Source organism: Xanthobacter aminoxidans (assembly GCF_043193615.1).
Classification (GTDB): domain Bacteria; phylum Pseudomonadota; class Alphaproteobacteria; order Rhizobiales; family Xanthobacteraceae; genus Xanthobacter; species Xanthobacter aminoxidans.
The window spans coordinates 45,264-70,042 of the sequence record NZ_JBAFUS010000010.1; the positions used below are offsets into that span (position 1 = coordinate 45,264).

Consider the following 24,779-nt stretch of genomic DNA (forward strand, 5'->3'; position numbering starts at 1 on the left):
CCGGCCTCGATAGGGTCAAAAAGCGGCACCTTGCTCAGGCGATGCCGCGCTCCTTGAGCACGCCCTCGATCTCCTCCAGCACACCCGCGTCGTCGATGGTGGCGGGCACGGTCCAGGGATCGTGATCGGCGATCTTCTTCATGGTGCCGCGCAGGATCTTGCCCGAGCGGGTCTTGGGCAGGCGGTTCACGGTGACCGCGAGCTTGAAGGCCGCCACCGGCCCGATGCGGTCGCGCACCAGCCCCACCAGTTCCTTCTCGATCACGTCCGGCGCGCGCCGCTCGCCGGCCTTGAGCACGACGAAGCCGCAGGGCACCTCGCCCTTCAGCTCATCCTTCACGCCGATGACGGCGCACTCGGCCACGTCCGGATGGGAGGCCAGCACCTCCTCCATGCCGCCGGTGGAGAGACGATGGCCGGCGACGTTGATGATGTCGTCGGTGCGGCCCATGACGAAGACATAGCCGTCATCGTCGACGAAGCCGGCGTCGGCGGTCTTGTAGTAGCCGGGGAACTCGGCGAGGTAGCTCTCGGCGAAACGGTCGTCCTGCTGCCACAAGGTGGGCAGGCAGCCGGGAGGCAAAGGCAGCTTGACCACGATGGAGCCCATGGTGCCGGCCGGAACGGGCTTGGACGCCTCGTCCACGATCTGCACGTCGTAGCCGGGCATGGGCACCGTGGGCGAGCCGAGTTTTATGGGCAGGAGGCCGAGGCCCACGGGGTTGGCGGCGATGGCCCAGCCGGTCTCCGTCTGCCACCAGTGGTCAACCACCGGCACCTTCAACTGCTCCTGTGCCCACACGACGGTATCAGGATCAGCCCGTTCGCCGGCGAGGAACAGGGTGCGGAAGCGCGAAAGATCGCGCCCCTGCTTCAGGAGGCAGTCCGGGTCGTCCTTCTTGATGGCGCGGAGCGCGGTCGGCGCCGTGAACAGCGCGACGACGCCGTGCTCCTCGATCACCCGCCAGAAGGCGCCGGCGTCGGGCGTGCCCACCGGCTTACCCTCATAGACCAGCGTGGTCGCGCCGAGGATCAGCGGGGCGTAGACGATATAGGAATGGCCGACCACCCAGCCGATGTCGGAGGCGGTCCAGAACACCTCGCCGGGCTTGATGCCGTAGAGGTTCTTCATGCTCCAGTCGAGCGCCACCATGTAGCCGCCGGTGTCGCGCACGACGCCCTTGGGCTTCCCGGTCGTGCCTGACGTGTAGAGGATGTAGAGCGGATCGGTTGCCAGCATGTCGGCGCAGAGGGCGGCCTTGCCTGCCGCGGCTGCGGCATCGACCGCCGCCTGCCAGTCGAGATCACGGCCCTCCACAAGCGCGCCCGGCCCCTGGGTCCGCTGCAGCACCAGACAGTGCTCCGGCTTCACGGCCGACATGGAGATGGCGAGGTCGAGGAGCGGCTTGTAGGGCACCACGCGGTTCGGCTCGATGCCGCAGGAGGCCGCGAGGATCACCTTCGGCTCGGCATCCTCGATGCGGGTGGCGAGCTCCTTGGCGGCGAACCCGCCGAACACCACGGAATGAATGGCGCCGATGCGGGCGCACGCCAGCATCGCGCAGATCGCTTCCGGCACCATGGGCATGTAGATCAGAACGCGGTCGCCCTTGGTGACGCCCATGTCCTGAAGCACCGCGGCCAGCGTCGCCGTCTCCTTCAGCATCTCGCCATAGGTGAGCGTGCGCTTGGTGCCGGCAACCGGGCTGTCGTAGATCAGTGCCGCCTGATCGCCACGGCCGGCCGCGACATGGCGGTCGAGGGCGTTGTGGCAGACATTGCCCACCGCATCGGGAAACCAGCGGCCATAGACGCCGGCATCGGCATCGAAGATGGTCTCCGGCGGCCGGGTCCAGTCGATGCCGCGGGCAGCCTCGGCCCAGAAGGCGGACGGATCGGTCTTCCAGCCGGCATAGGCCTGCGCGTAGCGGCTCGCGCGATCAATGGACATGGACGTCTCCCTCAAGGGTCTTCTTTGGCCCGGTAGTGCCGGGTGCTTTTTTACAGCGCAAGCTCGCACAAATGCGTAAGACGTTTGTCGCCCGGGTCTGCAACCACATGCGGCGAACTGGTACTTTGGTATCGGGCACCGCTGATTGCACCGCCCTGCCGCCCTCGGCTAGGTTCGCGCTCCAATTCGACCGGAATCCCGGCGCGAACACAAGCTTTCGGACGAGGGGGGAGACACGATGGCCGGCATCTACGACCAGGATCTCGATCGGAATGCGGCGAACTACCAGCCGCTGACGCCCCTCGGCTTCCTCGAGCGGGCGGCGAGCGTCTTTCCGGACCACACCGCCATCCTGCACGGCAATTTGAAGCGCAATTACCGCGATTTCTACGCCCGCAGCCGGCGCCTTGCCTCGGCGCTCGCAAAGGTGGGCGTCGGCGTCGGCGACACCGTTGCGGTGATGCTGCCCAACGCGCCGGCCATGCTGGAAGCCCATTACGGCGTGCCCATGGTGGGCGCGGTGCTCAATTCGCTGAATACCCGGCTCGACGCCGCCATCCTCGCCTTCACCCTCGACCACGGCGAGGCGAAGGTGCTCATCACCGACCGCGAATTCTCTCCGGTCATCAAGGCGGCCCTCGCCCTCGCCGTCTGCAAGCCGCTCGTCATCGACTATGACGATCCCGAGTTCACCGGTCCGGGCGACCGCATCGGGGTGATGGAATACGAGGATTTTCTCGCCACCGGCGACGAAGACTTCGCCTGGAAGACGCCGGCCGATGAATGGGACGCCATCGCCCTGAATTACACGTCCGGCACCACGGGCGATCCGAAGGGCGTCGTCTATCACCACCGCGGCGCGCATCTGCTGGCGGTCGGCAATGTGGTGACGTGCGCTCTGGGCAAGCATCCGGTGTATCTGTGGACGCTGCCCATGTTCCACTGCAACGGCTGGTGCTTCCCCTGGTCCATCACGCTGGTGGCCGGCACCCATGTGTGCCTGCGTCAGGTGCGGGCGAAAGCCATGTTCGACGCCATCGCCGACCACAAGGTGACGCACATGTGCGGCGCGCCCATCGTGATGTCCACGCTGCTCAACGCGGCCGAAGCCGACAAGCGCCCCCTGCCCGGCCGGGTGGAGTTCATCACCGCCGCCGCCCCGCCGCCGGAGGCCGTGCTCGCCGCCATGCAGGACGCCGGCTTCAACGTGGTCCATGTGTACGGCCTCACCGAGGTGTACGGCCCGGCGGTCGTCAACGACTGGCATGCGGAGTGGGATGCGCTCGACGCCAAGCAGCGGGCCTTCCTCAAGTCCCGGCAGGGCGTGCGTTACAGCGCGCTGGAGGCCCTCGACGTGATGGACCCCGAAACCATGGTTCCGGTCCCCGCCGATGGCGAGACGCTGGGCGAGGTCATGTTCCGCGGCAACGTGGTGATGAAGGGCTATCTCAAGAACCCCTCGGCCACCGAGAAGTCCTTCGCAGGCGGCTGGTTCCACTCGGGCGACCTCGGGGTGAAACATCCCGACGGCTATATCCAGCTCAAGGACCGCTCCAAGGACATCATCATCTCCGGCGGCGAGAACATCTCCTCCATCGAGGTGGAGGATGCCCTCTACAAGCATCCCGCGATCGCCGCGGCCGCCGTGGTGGCCAAGCCCGACGAGAAGTGGGGCGAGACGCCCGTCGCCTTCGTCGAGCTGCGCGACGGCATGAGCGCGACGGCCGAGGACATCATCGCCCATTGCCGCGCTCATCTGGCGGCGTACAAGTGCCCCCGCCACGTGGTTTTCGAGGAAATCCCCAAGACCTCCACCGGCAAGATCCAGAAGTTCCGCCTGCGCGAGCTGGCCAAGGAGGTTTGAGGAAGATGTCCGACATTGAAGTCCGCGACGCCAACGGCGCCGTCCTGAAGGACGGCGACAACGTCACTCTCATCAAGGACCTCAAGGTGAAGGGCACGTCCGTGACCCTGAAACGCGGCACGCTGGTCAAAGGCATCCGCCTCACCGGCGACCCTGAAGAAATCGACTGCAAGGTCGAGAAGGTGAAGGGCCTCGTGCTGCGCACGGAGTTCGTGAAGAAGGCCTGAGCGCGTCGCCTGGACGATGCGAGCCATGTCCAGCGCGACCCATTTCGGGAGGACTGGTCAGGCTCCCCGTGCGTGACTGTCCGATGACCCGGGGTTACAGACTCGACTTGCAATCCTGTCTGTAACCCCGCCTCCCCTGCCCCACCGGCACCTTTCCAATCCTTCATCCTGCGGCCATGGTTCAGTCATGCGCGGGGGTTCAATGCTTGCCGCGAAGCCCTCCCGGAGAGCCCGGCCTTGCGTGCCCTTCTATCCCTTCTCGGCGACATCCGCCGCCTCGCCGTGCCCTATTTCAAGAGCGAGGAACGCTGGATCGCCATCGGCCTTCTCGCCGCGGTGATCGCTCTGGAGCTCGCGTGGGTGTTCGCCACGGTGATGCTGAACGAGTGGAACGTCGCCTTCTACAACGCCATACAGGAGAAGGACTTCGCCGCGTTCAAGACGCAGATCCTGATCTTCTGCGCCATCGCCGCAGGCGCCATCGTCGTGGCGGTCTACCAGATCTACCTGAAGCAGTGGCTGGAGGTGCGCTGGCGGCGCTGGCTCACCCGGCGCTATCTCAACGCGTGGCTGGGTGACGACGTGCACTATCGCCTGCGGCTCGGCGGCGATGAGGCGGACAATCCCGACCAGCGCATCGCCGAGGATGTGCAATCCTTCATCAGCCGCACGATTTCGGTCGGCGTCGGCCTGCTCGGCACCGTGGTGTCCCTCATCTCCTTCTCCGTCATCCTGTGGAATCTCTCCGGCTCGCTGCCGCTCCATCTGTTCGGGCGCGAGCTGAACGTGCCGGGCTACCTGTTCTGGGCGGCGCTGATCTATGCTGCGGGCGGAACGCTCCTCGCCCATTTCATCGGCCGGCCGCTGGTGAAGCTCAATTTCGAGCAGCAGCGCTATGAGGCGAACTTCCGCGTCGATCTCGTGCGGGTGCGCGAAAACGGCGAGCAGATCGCCCTTCTGGATGGCGCCAAGGCCGAAGAGCGCAAGCTCGAGGGGCGCTTCTCCCACATCTTCGGCAATTTCGTCGAGCTGATGAAGGCGCAGAAGCGCCTTACCTGGTTCACCGCCGGCTACAACCAGATCTCGACCATCTTCCCCTACGTGGTGGTGGCCCCCGCCTATTTCTCCGGCCAGATCCAGCTCGGCCAGCTGATGCAGACGGCGAGCGCCTTCTCCTCGGTGCAGGGATCGTTCTCCTTCTTCATTTCCAGTTACGTGACGCTGGCGGAATGGACCTCGGTCGTGCAGCGGCTCACCGGCTTCGAGAAGGCCATCGCGGCGGCGCAGACCAACCGCCCCACCGAGAGCCTCGCTTCCCTTCCCGCCACCAAGGCCCTGGCGCTGCGCGGGCTTGATGTGCGCCTGCCGGGCGGCGCGCCCCTTCTCGCCACCGACGAACTGCACATCGCGCACGGGGAATGCGTGCTCATCACCGGCCCTTCCGGTGCCGGCAAGACCACCCTGCTGCGCGCCATCGCCGGTATCTGGCCCTACTCGACGGGCTCCGTGCACCGGCACGCCGAGCATCGCCTCATGGTGCTGCCGCAGAAGCCCTATGTCCCCGCCGGGCGGCTGGATGTGGCCCTCGCCTATCCCCGCCCCGTCGCCGACGTGCCGCGGGACCGCATCGCCGAGGCCTTGACCGCCGTCGGCCTCGCCGACCTCGCCGGCCGGCTGGATGCGGAAGCCCTGTGGCCGCACGAGCTTTCGCTGGGTGAGCAGCAGCGCATCTCCATCGCCCGCGCACTGCTGGAAGAGCCCGAGGTGCTGCTGCTGGACGAGGCCACGTCCGCCGTCGACGAGGCGACCGAAGCGGCGCTCTACCGCCTGCTGCGGGAGCGTCTGCCGGAGAGCACCTTCATCTCCATCGGCCACCGCAACACCCTGGTGGACCTGCATGACCGGGTGCTGCACCTCCACGGCGAGGAATCGCCGCGAATGCTGGGACCGGCCGCGCCCCCGGCGCTCAAGGCGGTTTGAAAGCGGGCGGGGCGGGGCGAGGACGGGTCGGTAGTCCTTGCCCCCCACCGCACGCCTCAGCTAAGTCTGTTGCTGCAGTGCATCAGGCTGCCCAGCTGCCCCGCCCCGAGGTCCCGCGTGACAACCGCCGAGCCCGCCCAGAAGCCCCGTGACATCGTCTATTACGCCCTCGCCGCTCTGGTGGGCTTCATCGGGGGCGGCGGCGGCGCCGGTTTCCACTGGGCGACGGTGAAGGCCGGCGAGTGGCCGCTGCTGCTGCGCGAGCATTTCCAGGGACCGGAGCTTTATGCCGCCCTCTCGGCCGGCGCCGCTTTGATGGTGGCCCTCGCGGTCTTCCTGGTGCGCCGCTTCGCCCCAGAGGCGGCGGGCTCCGGCGTTCAGGAGATCGAGGGCGCACTGGAAGGCCTGCGCGAGGTGCGCTGGAAACGGGTGCTGCCGGTGAAGTTCATCGGCGGCGTGCTGGCCCTCGGGTCGGGGCTGGTGGCGGGCCGGGAAGGTCCGACGATCCACATGGGCGCCTCCATCGCCAAGGCCATCTCGGACGCCGCCGGCCTCAGCACCCGCGACAGCCGGGGCCTGCTGGCGGCCGGAGCCGCGGCGGGTCTGGCGGCGGCGTTCAACGCGCCGCTGGCGGCCATCCTGTTCGTCATCGAGGAGACGCGGCGGCAGTTTCCCTATGGGTTGCGGACCTATAGCGCGGTCATCATCTGCTCGGCGGCGAGCGCCATCGTGGCCCAGGTCATCGGCGGCACCGCGCCGGACATGCAGATGGATGTGGCCGCCGTGCCGCTGCATTTTCTGCCCGCATTCATCGGGCTTGGCGCGGTGCTCGGGGGGGTGGGAATCGCCTTCAACGCGGCGCTGGTCTTTTCGCTGGATGCCGCACGGGGACTGGCTTTGAAGGTCTCGCCCTATGTCCTGCCGGTGGTGGTCGGCGCGGCGGTGGGGCCGTTGCTGGTGCTGCGGCCGGAGGCGACGTTCGGCGGGGAGATGCTGGCGGTGTCCTTGCCGGGCATGGGGTTGCCGGCGCTGACCTTGGCGGGGATCGTCCTGATCCGGTTCGCCATGACCATGGCGAGCTATTCCACCGGCATTCCCGGCGGCATCTTCGCCCCCATCCTGGCGCTGGCGACGGCGGTCGGGGTGCTGTTCGCGACCTTGCTCGGGAACCTTTTTCCCCTTCCGCCCCAGATGCTTGCGGCCTGCGGGATCGCCGCCATGGGTGGCCTGTTCTCGGCCACGGTGCGGGCGCCGCTGGTGGGGATGGTGCTGGTGGCGGAGCTGACCGGGGCCTACGATCTCCTGCTGCCGACAATCCTCACCTGCGTCACCGCAAACCTTGTGGCAGAAGGACTTGGCGGCAGGCCGATCTACGAAGTCCTGCTCGACCGCACCCTGCGCCTCGCCGGAATGCCCCGTCCGCCGGAGCCGGAACAGGACGTCATCGGCGGCTGGGACGAGCGGGAGCGGCGGCCGCAATAGGGGCCGATATCGGCAGGTTCAGTGGGGGTAGCACCAGGGGTATCGGCGGGATTCGGGACCGGTTCGGGACGGGTTCAGCTCCTGCCGGGTCCAAGATCGGGACCGTCGCGCCCAACCTCCCCTCAAACGGTATCAAATTACATCCCCGCCCCCACCCCGAGTCCCCGCTGCGCGTCCGGGCGGGAGGCATCGGGACGCGACACGGAGGCCCCCATGGCGGTACGCCAGATCGTGAAATTCCCCGACCCGCGGCTGCGGCTGCCGGCCGCGCCGGTGACGGTGTTCGACGCGGCGCTGGCGGACCTCGCGGCGGACCTCCTCGACACCTTGCGCGCCGCGCCGGGCATCGGCATCACCGCGCCCCATGTGGGTGTGCCCGCGCGGGTGGTGGTGCTGGAGCTGTCCCATGAGGACGGCCCGCGCACCTATATCAATCCCGAGATCGTGTGGTCCTCGCCCGAGACCATCCGCCATGCCGAGGGCAGCGTCTCCATGCCCGGCGCGGTGGAGGAGGTGGAGCGGAAGGCCCGCGTGCGGGTGCGCTACCAGGATCTCGCCGGCGCCTTTCAGGACGAAGAGGCCGAGGGGCTGCGTGCCGTCTGCCACCAGCACGAGTGTGATCAGCTCGACGGCATCTTCTGGCTGCAACGCCTGTCGCGCCTCAAGCGGGAGCGGGTCGTCCGCAAATACGAGAAAGCACAACGCTCCTCCGCCGATTGAGGGCTGAAAGCGGCATCCACGGGGCAAGCTTGTGCTTGCGCATCGCCCGCCCATGCGCTCACTCTCACAGGAATATCCCTTCCCGGCGTTGCGGTTCGGGGCGGGCGGCTGGCCTGAAGGCGGGGCCGGAAGATGCGGGCGCGACGCGGGCGGAAGGCGGTTCACGGGCGAATCGGGACGGCACGGGCGGGCCTGCGGCAGCTCATGGCCGCCCTCGCCCTCATCCTCATGGCCCTGTCCCCGGTCTCTCCCGCGCGCGCCAAGAATGAGCCCATCCGGCTGCAGGTGGTGGGCGGGCTCGGCGGTGTCACCCAGTTCACCCGGCTGGAGCAGCCGTTCTGGGAGCGCGAGATCACCGAGCGCACCAGCGGGCGCGTGGTCGCCACCATCATCCCCAACGACAGCGGCGGCCTGCGCGGGCAGGAGATGCTGCAGCTCATGCAGCTCGGCGTGGTGCCGTTCGGCACCGGCCTCATGTCGGTGGTCTCGGCGGAGGAGCCGGAGCTCAACGCCGTGGACCTGCCCATCCTCAACCCTGACATGGCGACCCTGAAGAAGACGGTCGCCGCCTTCCGCGTGCATCTCATCAACATCCTGCGCGACCGGTGGGACATCGAGCTGCTCGCCATCTACGCCTATCCGGCGCAGGTGCTGTTCTGCCGCTCCGGCTTCCGCGGCCTCGACGACATCGCCGGCCGCCGGGTCCGCACTTCCTCGGTGGCCCAGTCCGATCTGATGAAGGCGCTCGGGGCCATTCCCGTGGTGGTGCCGTTCGCGGATGTGGTGGATGCGGTGCGGCAGGGGGTGGTGGATTGCGCCATCACCGGCACCCTCAGCGGCCACGAGATCGGCCTCGGCGACGTCACCACCCACGTCCACAGCATGGCGATCAGCTGGGGCCTTTCCTTCTTCGGCGCCAACGTCAACGCCTGGATGGCCCTGCCGGAGGACGTGCGGGCCCAGATCCGCGGAGGCCTCGCCGATCTCGAAGGCCGCATCTGGCAGCAGGCCCAGGCCGACACCGCCCGCGGGCTCGACTGCAACACCGGCGCCGTCGCATGCGGCCGGCCGATGACCCACCGGCTGGCGGTGGTGCCGCAATCCGAGGCCGACGCCGCCCGCCGCCTGACCCTGCTCTCCAATACCATCCTGCCGCGCTGGATCGAGCGGTGTGGCGCGGCTTGCGCCGATGCATGGAATGCCTATCTTGCCGAATTGCACGCGACGACCGCCAAAGCCGAGTGATCGCAGCCGGCCGGATGATCCGGGCGGAAGGGCCTCCCCCGGCGGGGACGGCGGCGCCCTCAAGCCTGGGGACTGGCGCCGACGATGATCTGGCACCGCCTCAAGCTCTCCGTCATCGCCGGGACCATCGTCATCCTGGGCCTGCTGATGGTCGGGACGGCCCTGCTCGCCCATCGCGGCCTCATGGCGACGCGGCTCATCGCCGAGGCGGACATCGAGCGCTCCGCCCAGGGCGTGGAAAATGCGCTCAACCGTCAACTGCTCCAGATCCATGGCGCGCTCGCCGCCATCCGGCCGCTGTTCGCCGCCGCCGGGGTCACGGCCACCTCGCCCGCCGCCAACGAGCTGCTGCGCGGCTTCAACCTGCAGACCATCGCCTATCGCGACATGATGCTGGTCGCCCCCGACGGCACCATCATCGCCTCGGCCCGGCCACGCGGCGCGCTGCGCTCGCTGCCCATGGTGACTCAGCCCACCAGCATCCAGCCCGCCGCCATGATCGGGCCGGTGCAGAATCCGGTGAACGGCGACTGGTCGCTCTATGCCGTCCGGGCGGTTCCCGGATGGGACGGCGTGGTCGCCGTCGCCGACGTCTCGACCCAGTCCCTCATGAAGATCCTGGCGGAGACCGGCCTCGCCCCGGGCATGCGCATCCGCATCGAACGGCCGAACGGCCAGCTGGTGGCCTCGCTGCCCCATGACGAGCTGGCCGTCGGCGAGTGGCGGCACGGTGCGCTGGGCACGCGACCGCCCGATGGCAGGGCCTTCGTCGCCACCGGCGACAAGGGCCAGCCGGAACTGGCCGTGGTGCGGAGCTCCCTGCCCGGGGACCTGCGCGTGGTGCTGGTCACCGACCTCGACGAGGCCCTCGCGCCATGGCGGCGCTTCCGCGATCGCCTGACCGCAGCCGCCGCCATGGGCGGGACGCTCGTGACGGCCTTCGCCGGTGCCCTCTTCCTGGCACTGCGCCAGCGCGAAAGGGTGGATGCCGAGCGCGCCCGCGCCACGGCCGTGCTCGCCAATGCGGTGGAAGCCATGTCCGATGGCTTCGCCCTGTGGGACGGCGAGGACCGGCTCGTCGCCTGCAACCAGCGCTACCGCGAGCTGTTCGCCATCACCGCGCCGTTTCTGACGCCGGGCGCCCGCTTCCAGGAGATCATGCGGGCGAGCGTCGCGGCCCGTCATCTCCCCACGGCCGGTCCGCTGAGCGAGGAGCAGGTGGCCGAGCGGGCCCGCTGGCATCGTCCCGAGTACAGCCCGGTGGAGCGGCGGCTGTCCTCCGGGCGCTGGCTGCTGATGACCGACCGGCGCACCGCGGACGGCGGCGTGGTCGCGATCCGCACCGACGTCACCGCGCTCAAGGCGGTGCAGGCGGAGCTTGCCGAGGCCAACCTGCGCGCCACCGAGGCCGCCGCCGAGGCGCAGCGGCAGAACATGGCGCTGATCGAGCGCGAGGGGCGCATCCGCTTCCTCGCCCATCATGACGACCTCACGGGCCTGCCCAACCGGGTGGTGTTCCGCGAGCGCATCGGCAAGGCGCTCTACGAGGCCGCCGAGCGGGGCGAGAAGATGGCCCTGCTCTATCTCGACCTCGACCGCTTCAAGGACGTCAACGACACCCTCGGCCATCCCGTGGGCGACGCTTTGCTGCGGAAGGTCGCCGCCCGCCTCACCAACTGCGTTCAGGCCACCGACGTGGTGGCGCGCCTCAGCGGCGACGAGTTCGCCATCATCAGCATCGGGCCGCAGCAGCCGCAGGCGGCGACCGAGCTGGCCGAGCGCATCATCGCCCTGCTCGGGGAGCCCTATTCGGCCCTCGGCCATACCATCGCGGTCAGCGTCAGCGTCGGCATCGCGGTGGCCGAGGCGGCATGGATCGACGCCGACACCCTGCTCAAGCAGGCCGACCTCGCCCTCTACCGCGCCAAGGCGTGGGGCCGCGGCACCCTGTGCGTGTTCGAGCCGGAGATGGACACCCATCTGCGCGCCCGGCTGGAGATGGAGCAGGACCTCAGGGAGGCCCTGGCCGAAGGGCAGTTCGATCTCGCCTACCAGCCGATCTTCTCGGTGGTCACCGGCGCGCTCACCGGGTTCGAGGCGCTGCTGCGCTGGAACCACCCGCGCCGCGGCATCGTCGAGCCCTCCGATTTCGTGCCGCTGGCCGAGGATTCCCGCAGCATCGTGGAGATCGGCGCCTTCGTGCTGCGGCGGGCGGTGGCCGACATCGCCGCCCTGCCCGGCAATCTGAAGGTGGCGGTGAATCTCTCGCCGGTGCAGCTCGCCTTCGGTGACATCGTCGGCACGGTGGAGGCGGCGCTGCGCGACAGTGGCCTGCCGCCCGGCCGCCTCGAATGCGAGATCACCGAAACCGCCCTGTTCGAGAGCGAGCAGACCAGCCTCGCCGTGCTCCAGCGGCTGCGCGAGATCGGCGTGAAGATCGTGCTCGACGATTTCGGCACGGGCTATTCCAGCCTCAGCCGGCTGCGCCTTCTGCCCCTCGACAAGATCAAGATCGACCGCTCCTTCGTGCAGGACGCCACCGAGGGCTCGGCCAGCGCCGCCATCGTCGAGGCCATCACCGTGCTCACCGGCCGGCTCGGCATCGCCACTGTCGCCGAGGGCATCGAGACCGAGGCGCAGTGGGCGCTGCTCGTCCGCACCTCCTGCGCCGAGGCGCAGGGCTTCCTGCTCGGCCGCCCCCTCCCCATCGCCGAGGCCGCGGCGATGGCCCGCGACGGCTACGGCGTGCCGGTGGCGCTGGCGGCAGGCTTTTCCGCGCCGACGTGAGGGTCTGCCCCCGCCTTCCGGTACAGCCCGGTCAGGATCACCATGGGGGACAGAAGCGGCTGCGGCGCCGCGCGCATGCGCCGGCCCAGCGCCTCCATCAGCCCAGCGGTGAACGCTTCGCGGAAGGCACCATCGCGACCGGGATCGAGCGCCGCCAGAAGTGAGGGCAGGAACGGCGCGCGGAAGAAGCCGAGGTGCTTCTCCGCCAGCGCCGCCGCGTCCCCGTCCAACCCATAGGCCGGCCAGAATGGGTCGGGCATCTCCCGCGCCTCCTCGGCGACGAGGGTGAGCCCCGCGAAGGCGCCGTCCGCGAACGGACTGCGGGCGTCGGCGGCGGTGCGCTCGAAGACGAGGATGGTCATGCGCCCGCGCTCGTCTTTTGTAAGCATGCCGCCGAGCGCCATGGCGTCCAGCTCCGCCTCCACCCACGCCATCAGCACCGGGAAGGTGGTGGGCTCGTCCTCCGGCAGGCTCGGCTGCACCACCACGAGGGCGCCGCCCGGCTTCAGCTCCCGCGCGCGGGCGGCGAGGAAGGCCTCCCAGTCCGCCGCCGCCTGCGCGGCGAAGGCGGCGCGCACCTCCGGCGCCGCCTGCCGCGGCCACACATGGCCCGCCGGCATCACCGGCGCACGGCTCATCCAGTGGGCGGCGAACGAGCACCAGCCGAAATCCACGCTGGCATCCGGCAGCACCTGCTCATGGAAGGTGCGCCCCACGGCCGAGGCGAAGGCGCGCGCATCTCGCCGGAGATAGCTTTCGGGATCGTCCCGCAGCAGCGCGAACAGGGCGGAGAAATCATTGCCCGGCTGGTCGGTGTGGACGACGCTCACCGGCACGTCCGGCCCCAGCCGCCGGCGCACATGGCCGAGCGCGAGCCCCATGGGCACCAGCGAGTTGCGCCCCGTGGCGCTGCCATAATCCGCCAGCGTGACGGGCGCGTGCAGCGCCATGCCCTCGAACGCCCGGTCGATCAGCGGCAGCCCGTGGGCGCCGCCCTTCGCCTGATGCTGGGCATGGTCGTTGTAGAACCCGCCCCCCTGCATGGGCGCCGGGCCCGTGGCCCGCTCGTCATCCCCGGCCATCACCCCTCCCCCGTTGCGCGGAGGATGGCGGGGAACGGCCCCGCCTTCAATGCCCTCCCGCGCCCACCATCGCGCGGAGGAAGGCGCTGACGCGGGTGCCCAGCGGCAGGGCGTCCGTCACCTCGCGTTCGAAGGCGGCGAACGCAGCATCGAGGCGCGAGCGCTGGCGGGCCTTTTCCGGCGGCGACAGGAAGGCCTTGTCGATGGCGGTCTCAGCGAAGCCCTTGAGCCGGCGATAGCCGAGGCCGTGGTCCTGCGACGCCCGCAGATATTCGTTGGTGAGGTCGATGCGCGAGACGCCCGCATCGTCGGTGGCCAGCGTCACCGGCACGCCGGCGGAGAGATAGGTGCGGATGGGGTGGCGGCGGTCGCGCACGCCGAGGATCACGTCGGACGAGGTGAGCGCGATCTCGATGGCGACGCCGCGCGCCTTCAGCTCCGCGAGCAGCCCGTCCATGTCGCGCTCGAAGCCGATGGCGGTGCCGTGGCCGATGCGCCGCGCCCCCGCCGTCTCCACCGCATCGCGGATGTGGAAATCGAGATCCGGCGGCGGCACCAGCCCGATCCAGAGCTCGCCCGCATGGAGCGCCACCGGCACGTCCTTGCCGGCGAGGAAGCCGATCCACTGCATGTGGGCGCGGTAGTCCTGCCGGGCCGTGCGGTAGTCCTCCGGCCCCACATAGTTGAAGCCGGCGACGACATCCGGCAGCGCCCGCACGAGGGCCGCCGACACCGCCGTCTGGGCGAACACCTCGGCCGGCACGCCGTTGCGGTTCACCTGCGCGATGTAGCGGAAATCCACCCCGCAGCCGGGGCGGGTCGCGTCCGCCGCGCAGCCGCGCAGCGCCTCCACCCGGGCGACGAGGGCCTTGATGTCCTCCACCCGGCGGCGCACCACATCCGCCATGCCGGCCTTTTCCAGCGCCGCCAGCATGGCCTTGGGATCGCGCTCGGCACCGATGGCCTGGCCGAGGCGGCGGCGATCCTCGCCCTCGATCAGCGTCACCATCAGCTCGGCATATTGCACGTTGTCCGCGCCGTACTGGCGCAGCTGGTCCACCGTCATCTCGGCGGTGCGCTCCAGGGTGCGCGTCCAGTCCGGCCCGCCGGCGGCGGGATTGAACTTGGAGAAGGAGGCGAAGAACTGGTCGTGGCCCGAGGGCACCTGGGGCGTGGGCAGGAACCAGCGCAGGGAGAGCGCATCCACCAGAAGGTCGAAGGTGGTCTGGCCGCGCCAGCCGGCCACCGCGTCGGCGATGGGGACGATCTTCGGGTCGGTGCCGCAGGGCTTATCCGCGCTCGCATCGGCGGGCGGGGAGAGGATGTTCATGGCGGCGGGATCGAGGCACAAGCCATCCTTGATGGCCCAGGCGATCAGCCGCTCGGCATAGACCGCGCCCGACAGGTGGGTGTGCAGGTCGCCGCCCTTGGGCATGCGATGGAGGAAGGCGCGCTGGCGGTTGGGCTCCGGCCGCAACGCCTCGAAATGGGCGGCGGTGAGCGCCTCGGGCAGGTTGCTGGCGACGACGGCGGCCCGGATGGCGACACAAGCCGCGATCAGGACGAACGCGGCGATCAGGATACGGCGACGCAACAGGGCCTCCGGGGCGCGGGTCTCAACTCGCGCGCGAGGGTAGAGGTTTTCTCCGCATCACGGAATCCACGAAACGGTCCCCGGCGCCGTCGTGGCGCGCCTCACCCTCAATCACGCCGTCATCGCCCGCCTTGTGCGGGCGATCCACCCTTCCGCCAGAGCGGTGCCGGGCCGGATGAAGCGGACAAGCGGCAAAGTGGATCCCCCGGACAAGCCGGGGGATGACGGTGGTGAGGATGCGTGACAGGAGCGACAGGGCGACGGGGGGCGGCCCGCTCAGTCCTTTGGCTCAGCCGGCCCTTCAGCTCTTGGCCAGCCCGGCCAGCACCTTGTCGACGCCGGTGACGCCCACCTTGACGTTCACCTGCCGGCCATCCTGCAGGCGGAAGGCGATGGTGGCTTCCTTGGCGGCGGACAGCTCCTTGGCGAGGGCCGCGTCGTAGGCAATGCTCGCCTCGCACTCGGTGCCGTTGCACCACTGGTAGGCGAGCTTGCGGGTGTTCTGGCCGAGCACCAGGTCCACGCCGTCGCGCACCAGCACGCCGGTGGGGGTGGTGATGGCGATGGTCGGCACGTCCTTGCCGTCCTTGCCGATCTTCCACACCACGACCACGCGCTTCGACTGGTTGTCGGTGATGCGCAGCACGGCGAAGCAGGTCTTCTTGCCGGCCTTGGCGCCGGCGGCCGGAGGCACCTCCTGGCAGGTGAGCACCCAATTGTCGAACGACTGGGTCTCGGTCTTCACCGGGCCGGCGGGCGCGGCCGGGGCGGCCGGCTGGTTCTGGGCAGTGCGGTTCTGGGCCGGCGCCGCCTGCTGGGTCTGCGCCACGGTGACGGCGCCCGTGTCCTCGGAGAACAGCACGGCGAAGGGCGTCGCCGCGAGGAGCGCGGCAAGGGCGAGAAAGGGGCTGGCGCGGAAGGAGGTGGTGCGGAACAGACGGGAAAGGATCACGAGACGCCTCCGTGGACGAGGACCCGGGGACAGAAGGAATCCGGAGAAGGGACGAAATGCGGGGACTGACACGACGCGGGCCAGGAAACACGGGCCAGAAAACGCGGGCCCGGAACTGGGCGGCCTGCGCCCGCAGCTCTTACCCGAACGGGAAGGATGGGACGGCATGGAGCGAAAGCCAAGCACCGTCACGATCTTGTCCCCGGAGAAGAAACGGGCGGCGCACCTTCAAGGCACGCCGCCCGCCGGACTGATCGAGGATCAGGTGCCGCTCACCACTGGTAGCGGACACCGCCCTTGGCGCTGCCGGCCGTGTAGTTGTCGCCGAACTTCACGTCGGCATTCACGAAGCTGTTCCAGCCCGAGTCCTTGGCGAAGACGTTGAACCCGACGCCGACTTCACCGAACAGGCCGTCGAAGTTGTCGACGGTGCCGAAGGGCACGCCCGGATTGAAGATCGTGACGGCGTTGTCGCCGAGGAACTCGTACCAGAGGCGGCCGGTCACGCTCGCCTGCACCTTGTAGGTGGCGGCGTCGTAGATCTGGCCACCAACGCGGGCGCCGAGGCTGCCGCGCAGGCTGTCGTTGTTGCCGAAGTCCACGAAGGTGTTTCCGGCAATGGCGAGGTTGGAGATGTTGGTGTTCACGTAGGTCAGGGTGGCGAGGCCGTCGACGAACCCGCCATTGGCCCAGGTGTAGAGCCGGTAGCCGGTATCGAGCGCGAAGCCGACGTTCCGGGCGTCCGTGGACTTTCCGAAGTAGCCGATGCCCGCGAGCGTCGGCGCGTTGTAGTCCATGGAGAGGAAGTCGGCCTTGATGAGGGCGTCGAAGTACCAGTTGCCGGTGATGTAGGTGGCATAGGCACCGACCGTCCCGCCCGAGTAATCCGCCGAGGTGGGCGAATTGCTGAAGTTCAGGTTGGACCCGACGTAGCCACCGAGGACACCGAAGACCACCGCGTCATTGGTGGCGAACACGCCTTCCTTGCCGAAGTCGGCACCGGCCATGAAGCCGTAGATGCTCTGGTTGTAGCCGGTGTCGAACCCGTAGAGACCGCCGCCAGCCGCGAAGGTGTTGGAGGCGTCGCGAGAGCCCCAGCTGCCGACCACCTTGCCCCAGATGCCGGGGGTGACGGAGGCCGGAGCCCCGTCGATGGTCTTGATGCCTTCCTTGGTGACGAGCTGCGTGGGCGTGCCCTGCAGGTAGGTGCGCAGGTCGGCCTGGCGGTCGAGCCACACGCCGGTGGTCTCGTGCCAGATGGCCTGGGCGCCGGTGACGAGCTTCGGCAGCTCGAACACTTCCTGGTCCGGGAGGCCGATCAGGTACTGGTCGTTGCCGATGACCGTGAGGTCATAGAAGAACAGGCCCTTGTCGATCACGCCGCCGAACTTCGGCGAGTAGTTGGTGGAGCCGGGCGAGATGTAGAAGCTCGTCGGGTCCGTGGTGCCGGCCGCGCTCTGCACGTCCACCACCTTGATGCCGGCGAGGTTGAAGGCGCCCGGTCCCGCGTTGACGTCGTGGATGACGAGGCCGGTGGAGCCGGTGGTGACGAGGCCGGCGATCTCAACACCGTTCACGTCGAGGCCGCCAACCGCGAGCTGGTCCGAGGTGGAGCCCGGCGCGCCGAGGTAGCTGTCGAGGCCCACCTTGCTGTTGCCGACGCCGTTCCAGGTGCCGCTCACGTAGGTCACGTCGCGGGTCCCGTTGCCGGCGATCTGGCCGGGGGTCTCGTCGATCATGGTCAGCAGGCCGCTCTGGAGGAAGAGCGGATCGCCGTTGTTGAAGGTCTCGAGGCTGTTGAAGGTGGTGGTCTCGGCCACCCCGCCCTGCAGCGCCGTGACGATGCGGCCGGTGTTGTTCAGGGTGTCGTTGCCGCCCCCGAAGTAGTTGTTGCCGACCGTGATCCAGGTGTTCGACGACAGGTTGTTGAAGGTGTCGTCGTTGTTGGTGAGGCCGATGCGGCCGACGATGGTGCCGTTGTTGGTGATGGTGGTGGCGCCGCCATCGGTGTCGATGACGATGTCGCTCGCCGCCACGATCAGGCCGGGCAGGTTGTTGCCGCCCAGGTAGCTCCAGGAGCTGACCAGCGTGCCGGCGCCCACGTTGATGATGGTGCCATCATCGCTGTTGACCGAGATCACCGCCTCGCCCCAGCTCTTGCCGGAGCCGATCACCGCATTGTTGGTGCCGATGTTCACCGTGGCGAAGTCGGCCGAGAAGATGCGGATGGCGTTGCCGACGCCGGTCATGTCCGCGTCGCCGCGGATGATGCTGCCGTCGGAGGTGTTGATGGTGACGTTGTCCCAGCCGCCGGCGCGGATGCCCTTGTCGTTGGCGAGGACCACGGAGTTGACGCCGGTGGCGACGAAGATGTCGTTGCCCGGACCGAAGGCGAAGTTGGTGGCGGTGAGGCCATCGTCGCCCGCAGCCACCGCGCTCGAAGTGCCGGTGGTGAGGAAGACGTCACCGGAGCCGGCGAACTTGTTCGCCACGATGCCGTCGCCGCCCGCGGTCACGCCGCTGGTGGTGCCGGTGGTGACCGTGACGTTGCCGGTGGAGCCGATGGACTGGGCCTCGATGCCGTTGCCCACGGTGGTGATGTTGCTGAGGAGGCCGGTGGTGACCACCACGTCACCCGTGCCGGCGAACCGGCCGGCGAAGATGCCGCCCGCAGTGGCATTGATGGCCGAGGCCGTGCCCGTCGTCACCGACACGTTGCCGGTGCCGAAGGTCTTCGAGGCGATCACGCCGAAGTCCTGGGCCGCGATGGTGGTCGAGGCCCCCTGGTTCACCGTCACGTCGCCGGTGCCGAAGAGGACATTGGCCTCGACGCCGTTGGCGGTGGTGGAGGTGACGTTGGCGTTGGCATTCACCAGCACCGCGCCGTCGCCGCCCTTCAGGATGAAGATGCCGTTGTCGGTGGCGGTGATGGCCGCGTTGTTGGTCACGGTCACGTCGCCGGTGGTCAGCGCCAGCGAGCGCACCTGGATGCCCTCGTCGCCGGCGGTGATGGTGCCGTTGGTGGTGACGATGACGTTGCCGCCGCCGAGCTGGCTCACCGCGATGCCGTCGTCACCCGCATTGATGGTGCCGTTGGCGGTGGTGAGGATGGTGACCGGGCTCTCGCCGATGGCATAGGCATGGATGCCGTCGCCGCCGGTGGCCGCGCCGCTGAGGCCGCCGACCGCCGCATCCACGTCGATGTTGGTCGGGCCGTCGCCGAGCTTCACGGTCAGGATGCCGATGCCGTCGGACTTGATGGTGCCGCCCGCATTGACGTTCACGTCGATGGCACCGTTGCCGATGTTGGCGCCGACGATGCCGATGGTGGTCGCCTGGACCTCGGCGTTCACGTTCACCGTGGCGGTGCCCGAGCCGATGGTCAGCGCGCCGCCGCCGATCGCGGGCGGGTCGATGACGCCGTTGATCGTCAGGGTGGCGTTGCCGGTGCCGCCGGCGATGGCCGCCGCACCGATGAAGCCGCCGGCCGCGACCGACACCTTCTGGTTCACCGTCACGTCGGTGTTGCCGCCGGTGTTGAAGCCGACGACGCCGGCGATGGCGGCGTTGACCGTGCCGTCGGTGACCACGGTCACCTGCTGGCCGGCGCCGATGTTGCCGCCGAGGACGCCGATGCCGTTGGCCGAGGTGACGGCCGCCAGCGTGTGCACGTCCACCGTGCCACCGTCGCCGATGGAGAGGGCGCCGACGCCGAGCAGGTCACCGCTCACGGTGCCCTCGGTGAGCACCTTCACGGTGTTGTTGTTGCCGAAGGCGAGGCCGGCGACACCGAAGCCGTCCGTGGAGGTCACGGCCGCCTTGGTGTTGATGTCCAGCGAGCCGCCGGTGGCGCCGAGGATGCCGCCGACGCCGAGGAGGCGGCCATCGACCGTCTGGTCGGTGGTGACCTTCACGGTGTTGGCGCCGCCGCCGATGGCGCCGCCGAACACACCGAAGCCGTCCGCCGACTTCACCGTGTCCTTGGTATGGACCGTCACCGCGTTGGTGTCGCCGAGCGCCAGAGCGCCGACGCCGAGGTAGCGGCCGGTCACCGCCTTGTCGGTGGTCACGTCGATGGTGTTGGAGCCGAAGCCGAGGGCCGCCACGCCGAAGCCGTTGGCGCTGTCCACGGTGTCCTTGGTCTCGACGGTCAGGGTGCCGCCGGTGCCGCCGATGAGGCCGCCCACGCCGAGCAGGTCGCCCGTCACCGCCTTGTCGGTGGTGACCGAGACAGTGCTGGCGCCGGTGCCGAGGCCGCCGCCGAAGACGCCGAAGCCGTCCGAGGAGGTCACGGTGTCGAGGGTGTGGACCGTGACGGTGTTGGTGTCGCCGATGCCGAGGGCGCCGACGCCGAGGTAGCGGCCTTCGACCGCCTTGTCGGTGGTGACGCTCACCGTGTTGGCGCCGGTGCCGATGGCGCCGCCGAACACGCCGAGGCCGTCAGCGGACTTCACCGTGTCCTTGGTGTGGACCGTGACGCTGTTGCTGTCGCCGAGCGCCAGCGCGCCGACGCCGAGGTAGCGGCCGGTCACCGCCTTGTCGGTGGTCACGTCGATGGTGTTGGAGCCGAGGCCGAGCGCCGCCACGCCGAAGCCGTTGGCGCTGTCCACCGTGTCCATGGTCTTGATGGTGAGGGTGCCGCCCGTGCCGCCGATGACGCCGCCCACGCCGAGCAGGTCGCCGGAGACCTGCTTCTGGGTGGTGACGTTCACCGTGTTGGCGCCGGTGCCGATGGAGCCGCCCAGCACGCCGAAGCCGGAGGCCGAAGTGACCTTGGCCTGCGTCTCGACGTTCACCGTGGTGCCGCCGCCGCCGAGGTTCAGCGCGCCGACACCGAGCAGGTCGCCGGAGACTTCCTGCTGGGTGGTCACGTTGATGGTCTGGCCGGTGCCGAGGCCGAGGGCCGCGACGCCGAAGCCGTCGGAGGAGGTCACCTTGTCCTCGGTGACGATGGTGAGCTGCGAGCCCGCGCCGCCGATGAGGCCGCCGACGCCGAGGAAGGTGCCGTCCACCTGCTCGCCGGTGGTGACCTTGACCACCGAATTGTCGCCGATGCCGGCGCCGACCACGCCCGCGCCGCCGGAGGTGACGGCCGCGGTGGTCTTCACGTCCACATTGCCGTTGGCGCCGATGGAGAAGCCGCCCACGCCGAGGAGGCCGGAGTCGATGGCGCCCGAGGTGGAGACCTTCACCACCTGGTTGTCACCGATGCCGCCGCCCAGCACGCCGATGCCGTCATTGGTGACGGACGCGGAGTTCTTCACCTCCACGGTGGTGGCGATGCCGGTGGTGTTGTCGCCGATGACGATGCCGCCCACGCCCAGCACGCCGCCGGTGATGGCGCCGCTGTTGGTGACCTTCACCTGCCCCTCGTCGCCCACCACGAGGCCGGCGACCGCCGCACCCTGGGTGGTGATGGCGCCGGAGTTGGTGACGGTCAAGGTGCCGTTGTCGCCGATGATGCCGGCGAGCACGCCGCCCACATCCGCGTCGATAGCGCCGGTGTTGTTGACGGTGGCGCCGTAATTGTCGCCCACCGCGAGGCCGAGCACGCCGACGCCGCTGTTGTTGACGATGGCGCCGTTGTTGGTGACCGTCAGGCCGTTGGCCTGGCCCTGGCCGACCGCGATGCCGGCCACGCCGAGGAAGCCGCCGGTGACGACGCCGCCGTTGCTGACCGAGGTGATCGCCGAGCCCGAGCCGTCGAGGTCGATGGCGGCGCCGATCACGCCGATGCCGTTGGTGTTGATGGCGCCGCTGTTGGCCACCGAGACGTTGGTGACGCCGGCGCCCGGGCCGTTGTCGATGCCGATGCCGGCGACGCCCACGAGGTTGGCGTTCACCACCGCGAAGTTCTGGACGTTGACCGCGTTGCCCTCGCCGACCGTGAGGCCGAGCACGCCCACGCCGCCGGAGGTGACGACACCGTAGTTCTGCACGCCGACGGAGTTGCCGTCGCCGATGCCGGCGCCGCCCACGCCCAGGAAGCCGGCATCCACCACGCCGAGGTTCTTGACGGCGACGGTGTTGCCATCACCCACCGCGAGGCCGGCCACGCCGATGGCGAAGTCCTCGACCACGCCCTTGTTCTGGACATCCACGTCCGCGCCGGGAAGGGCGCTGTTGTTGCCCACCTTGATGGCGCCGACGCCGAGCAGCGGAGTGGTGCCGACGCTCGATTCCACGGAGGCGTTGTTGTCCACCACCGCGCGGCCGTCGCCCACGTTCAGCGCGATGACGCCGATGAGGTTGGCGTCGATGTTGCCCGAGGTGTTGGCGGTGGCGGTGCCGTTGCCGATGGCCACCGAGCCCACGCCGATCAGCGGCGGGTCGATGGTGCCGGAGAAGTTGACGGTCGCGTTGCCGTTGTTGGAGATCGCGCCGACGCCGATCAGCCCGTCCGAGCTCACATTGCCGGTGGTGTTGACGGTGGTGTTGCCGTCGGTGTTGAAGGCGAGCACGCCGCCGAGGGTGCCCGACACGTCCTTGGTCTTGACGTTGACGTCGCCGCCGGTGCCGACCGAGCCGGCCAGCACGCCGAAGCCGCCGGTGGCGTCCACGTTGTCGCGGGCGTCCACCTTCACCGAGTTGCCGGTGCCGATGCCCACCGCGAGGATGCCGGTGCCGTTGCCGGCGGTGACATTGTCCTTGGTGGTGACGTCGACGGTCGCCTTGCCGGTGCCGACCGCCGAATTCCAGGTGGACGGGTCGCTCGGGTTGAAGCCGGAGAAGTCGCCGACGCTGGCGCCGATGGCGGAGATGCCGTTGCCGTTGGTGCCCTCGATGTCGCCGGAGACGTTCACCGTGGTGTTGGCATTGCCGTTGAGGCTGCCGGCCAAAGCGAAGATGCCGTTGGAGCCGCCGGTGACATCGGCCGAGCCCTGGACGGTGGTGGTGGCGGTGTTCGGGCCGCCCGAGACGGGCGCGGTAATGGCGGAGGCGTTGATGCCGGCGCCCGTGCCGCCGATCACGCTGCCGCCGTTGGCGGTGACGGTGGTGGTGGCGTCAACGCCCACGCCGCCGAGACCGACCGCCGAGGCCGAGGCGTTGATGCCGTTGGTGCCACCCTGCACGAAAGTGCCGCTGGTGGAGACGCTGGAGATGGCCGGCAGCTGGAGCGGGCCAGCCGAGACGCCGACGGCGGTGGCGTTGATGCCGTCGCCGCTGGTGCCGGTGGCGGTGCCGCCGATGAACTTCAGGTCAAGGTCGGTGCCCGCGGCGGCCACGCCGTTGGTGCCGCCGGTGAAGAAGGAGTTGTTCGCGGTGAGGTTGACGTCCTGCGCGAGGAAGTTGGCGCCAGACCCGGTGGTGCCGGAGAAGAAGCCGCTGTTGGTGGTCGCGTTGACGGTGCCGAGGGCGTTGAAGTTCAGGCCGTTGGTACCGCCGCTGACGAACGCGGCAGGCGTCGAGGAGAAGGTGATATCGCCGGCCAGGGAATTCAGGTTGATGCCGTTGCCGGTGGCACCGGTGCCGGTGGCCGAGCCGGCGAAGCCGGTCATGGAGATGTTGCCCAGCACCGAGGTGCCGCTGATGCCGTTGGTGCCGCCGGTGGCCGAGCCGGTGAAGTTGTTGGCGTTGATCCCATTGCCGGAGAGGATCTGAATGCCGTTGCCGGTGGTGCCGGTGGCGCTGCCGGCGAAGTTGTTCACGGTGACGCCGGTCGTGCCGTTGAGCACGAGGCCGTTGGTGCCGCCCTGGATGATGCCGGCCGACGTGGACGAGAAGTTCACGCTGCCGAGCGTGGCGGTGAGGTTGATGCCGTTGCTGCCGGCTTCGGTACCGGTCGCCGAGCCGGCGAAGCCCGTCATGGTGATGTCGCCGGTGGCGGCGAGGCCGTAGATGCCGTTGTCGCCGCCCGTGGCCGTGCCATGGAAGCCGGTCGCCGAGATGCCGTTGCCCGAGGTGAGGCGGATGCCATCCCCGGTGGTGCCGGTCGCCGTGCCGGAGAAGTTGTTCAGGTTGATGGTCGTGCCGGTCAGCACCAGACCATTTGCGCCGCCGGACGCGGTACCCGAGAAGTTGTTGAAGGTGAGAACGGTGCCCGTGGCCGCAATGCCGGTGCTCGAACCGCCGGTGCCCGTCGCGGTTCCGTTGTAGTTGTTCATCGTGATGGCGCCAACGGCCGTCAGCGATATACCGGTATTCGTGCCGGAGACAGAGTTGGTCACGGAGGAATTAACGGTGATGGTACCGTTGGCGGCACCAAGAAGACCAATTCCGGTTCCGCCAGAATTGGTGACATTGGCGCCGTTATTGAGGTTGACGGTCAGGTTGCCGCTAAACACGCCAATCGTCCCGGCCGTACCGATGACGCCGCCACTCTTGGTGGTGTCGCAATTCAGCGTCGCGTTACCGAACAGATTGATCGCGTCGCTGCACGCCGCATCCGCCGTTCCCGGCTGAATGACGCCTGCAAGCACCGTCGCCAGTGCGGAACTGAGGAGGAGCGCCCGTGTCCGGCCGCGGGTGACGGATGCCCCCTTTGCAGAGGACCGAACATTCGCGCCAGACAGGATGGTGCCGCCCGTATTGACCATCTTCACCCCCAACATGTGGCGGCAGGAGGAAGCCCTCCGCCAGCCAGAACCTGTTTCGGCCGCCACATTGTGCGACCATTGGTTGTGGAGTGATTCTCACACTCCTCGAACTGAGGCGAACTTACCCAGCGGATGCAATCGCCTCTCCGCAGGACGCGAATCATCACTGCTCAAAATGCGAATTTCTTCATATTCGCGTGAGGTGTTGCACTTCTGCCATAGTCGAATTTATTGTTTTATTTCAATAAGTTAACCATAAAATCGACGCATGGCGGTTGCCTGCAACCACTCCACAGCTCAGCCGCAGACAGAATAGATGGCGGTAATTTAGTAGCCTGGATTGCGTTTAGACTCTGTT

The 24,779-nt window shown here is 68.8% G+C and carries 12 protein-coding genes; 7 read left to right on the forward strand and 5 right to left on the reverse strand.

Going from position 1 to position 24,779, the window contains the following annotated elements; translation table 11 throughout:
• Positions 1-34 precede the first annotated feature (34 nt).
• Positions 35-1,951 (reverse strand): propionyl-CoA synthetase, encoded by a 1,917-nt coding sequence (locus tag V5F74_RS25590; RefSeq protein ID WP_029555765.1) that lies wholly within the window; start codon positions 1,949-1,951, stop codon positions 35-37.
• Between the two features lie 238 nt (positions 1,952-2,189).
• On the opposite strand from V5F74_RS25590, the gene V5F74_RS25595 reads away from it, so the two are divergent.
• The 7 genes from V5F74_RS25595 (at position 2,190) to V5F74_RS25625 (ending at position 12,256) form a co-directional block, all read left to right on the forward strand.
• Positions 2,190-3,815 (forward strand): acyl-CoA synthetase, encoded by a 1,626-nt coding sequence (locus V5F74_RS25595; RefSeq protein WP_029555766.1) that lies wholly within the window; start codon positions 2,190-2,192, stop codon positions 3,813-3,815.
• Between the two features lie 14 nt (positions 3,816-3,829).
• Complete coding sequence (locus tag V5F74_RS25600; protein WP_024280870.1) at positions 3,830-4,042, forward strand: alkylphosphonate utilization protein; 213 nt, start codon at positions 3,830-3,832, stop codon at positions 4,040-4,042.
• A 237-nt stretch (positions 4,043-4,279) separates the two neighbouring features.
• Positions 4,280-6,022, forward strand: coding sequence for an ABC transporter ATP-binding protein/permease (locus V5F74_RS25605; protein ID WP_394010478.1), 1,743 nt, complete (start codon positions 4,280-4,282; stop codon positions 6,020-6,022).
• 117 nt (positions 6,023-6,139) lie between these two features.
• A complete protein-coding gene (gene clcA, locus V5F74_RS25610; RefSeq protein ID WP_394010479.1) occupies positions 6,140-7,504 on the forward strand; it encodes a H(+)/Cl(-) exchange transporter ClcA in 1,365 nt (454 codons plus the stop codon).
• 213 nt (positions 7,505-7,717) lie between these two features.
• Positions 7,718-8,224, forward strand: coding sequence for a peptide deformylase (locus V5F74_RS25615; protein ID WP_394010480.1), 507 nt, complete (start codon positions 7,718-7,720; stop codon positions 8,222-8,224).
• Positions 8,225-8,428: 204 nt separating this feature from the next.
• On the forward strand, positions 8,429-9,469 hold the full coding sequence (locus V5F74_RS25620; RefSeq protein ID WP_394010481.1) for a TRAP transporter substrate-binding protein: 1,041 nt from the start codon (positions 8,429-8,431) through the stop codon (positions 9,467-9,469).
• Positions 9,470-9,553: 84 nt separating this feature from the next.
• Entirely contained in the window at positions 9,554-12,256 is a 2,703-nt protein-coding gene (locus V5F74_RS25625; RefSeq protein WP_394010482.1) for a bifunctional diguanylate cyclase/phosphodiesterase, read from the forward strand.
• Here the strand turns inward: V5F74_RS25625 and V5F74_RS25630 are convergent.
• From V5F74_RS25630 to V5F74_RS25645, 4 genes are all read right to left on the reverse strand, one after another.
• Positions 12,208-13,338, reverse strand: coding sequence for a hypothetical protein (locus tag V5F74_RS25630; protein ID WP_394010483.1), 1,131 nt, complete (start codon positions 13,336-13,338; stop codon positions 12,208-12,210). The genes V5F74_RS25625 and V5F74_RS25630 overlap by 49 nt on opposite strands.
• Before the next feature lie 46 nt (positions 13,339-13,384).
• The gene (locus V5F74_RS25635; protein WP_394010485.1) at positions 13,385-14,932 is read right to left on the reverse strand and encodes an adenosine deaminase family protein; all 1,548 of its coding nucleotides are present in this window, start codon (positions 14,930-14,932) and stop codon (positions 13,385-13,387) included.
• A 301-nt stretch (positions 14,933-15,233) separates the two neighbouring features.
• The gene (locus V5F74_RS25640; protein ID WP_394010486.1) at positions 15,234-15,884 is read right to left on the reverse strand and encodes an invasion associated locus B family protein; all 651 of its coding nucleotides are present in this window, start codon (positions 15,882-15,884) and stop codon (positions 15,234-15,236) included.
• Between the two features lie 272 nt (positions 15,885-16,156).
• Complete coding sequence (locus tag V5F74_RS25645) at positions 16,157-24,421, reverse strand: beta strand repeat-containing protein (protein ID WP_394010487.1); 8,265 nt, start codon at positions 24,419-24,421, stop codon at positions 16,157-16,159.
• Positions 24,422-24,779: the final 358 nt, after the last annotated feature.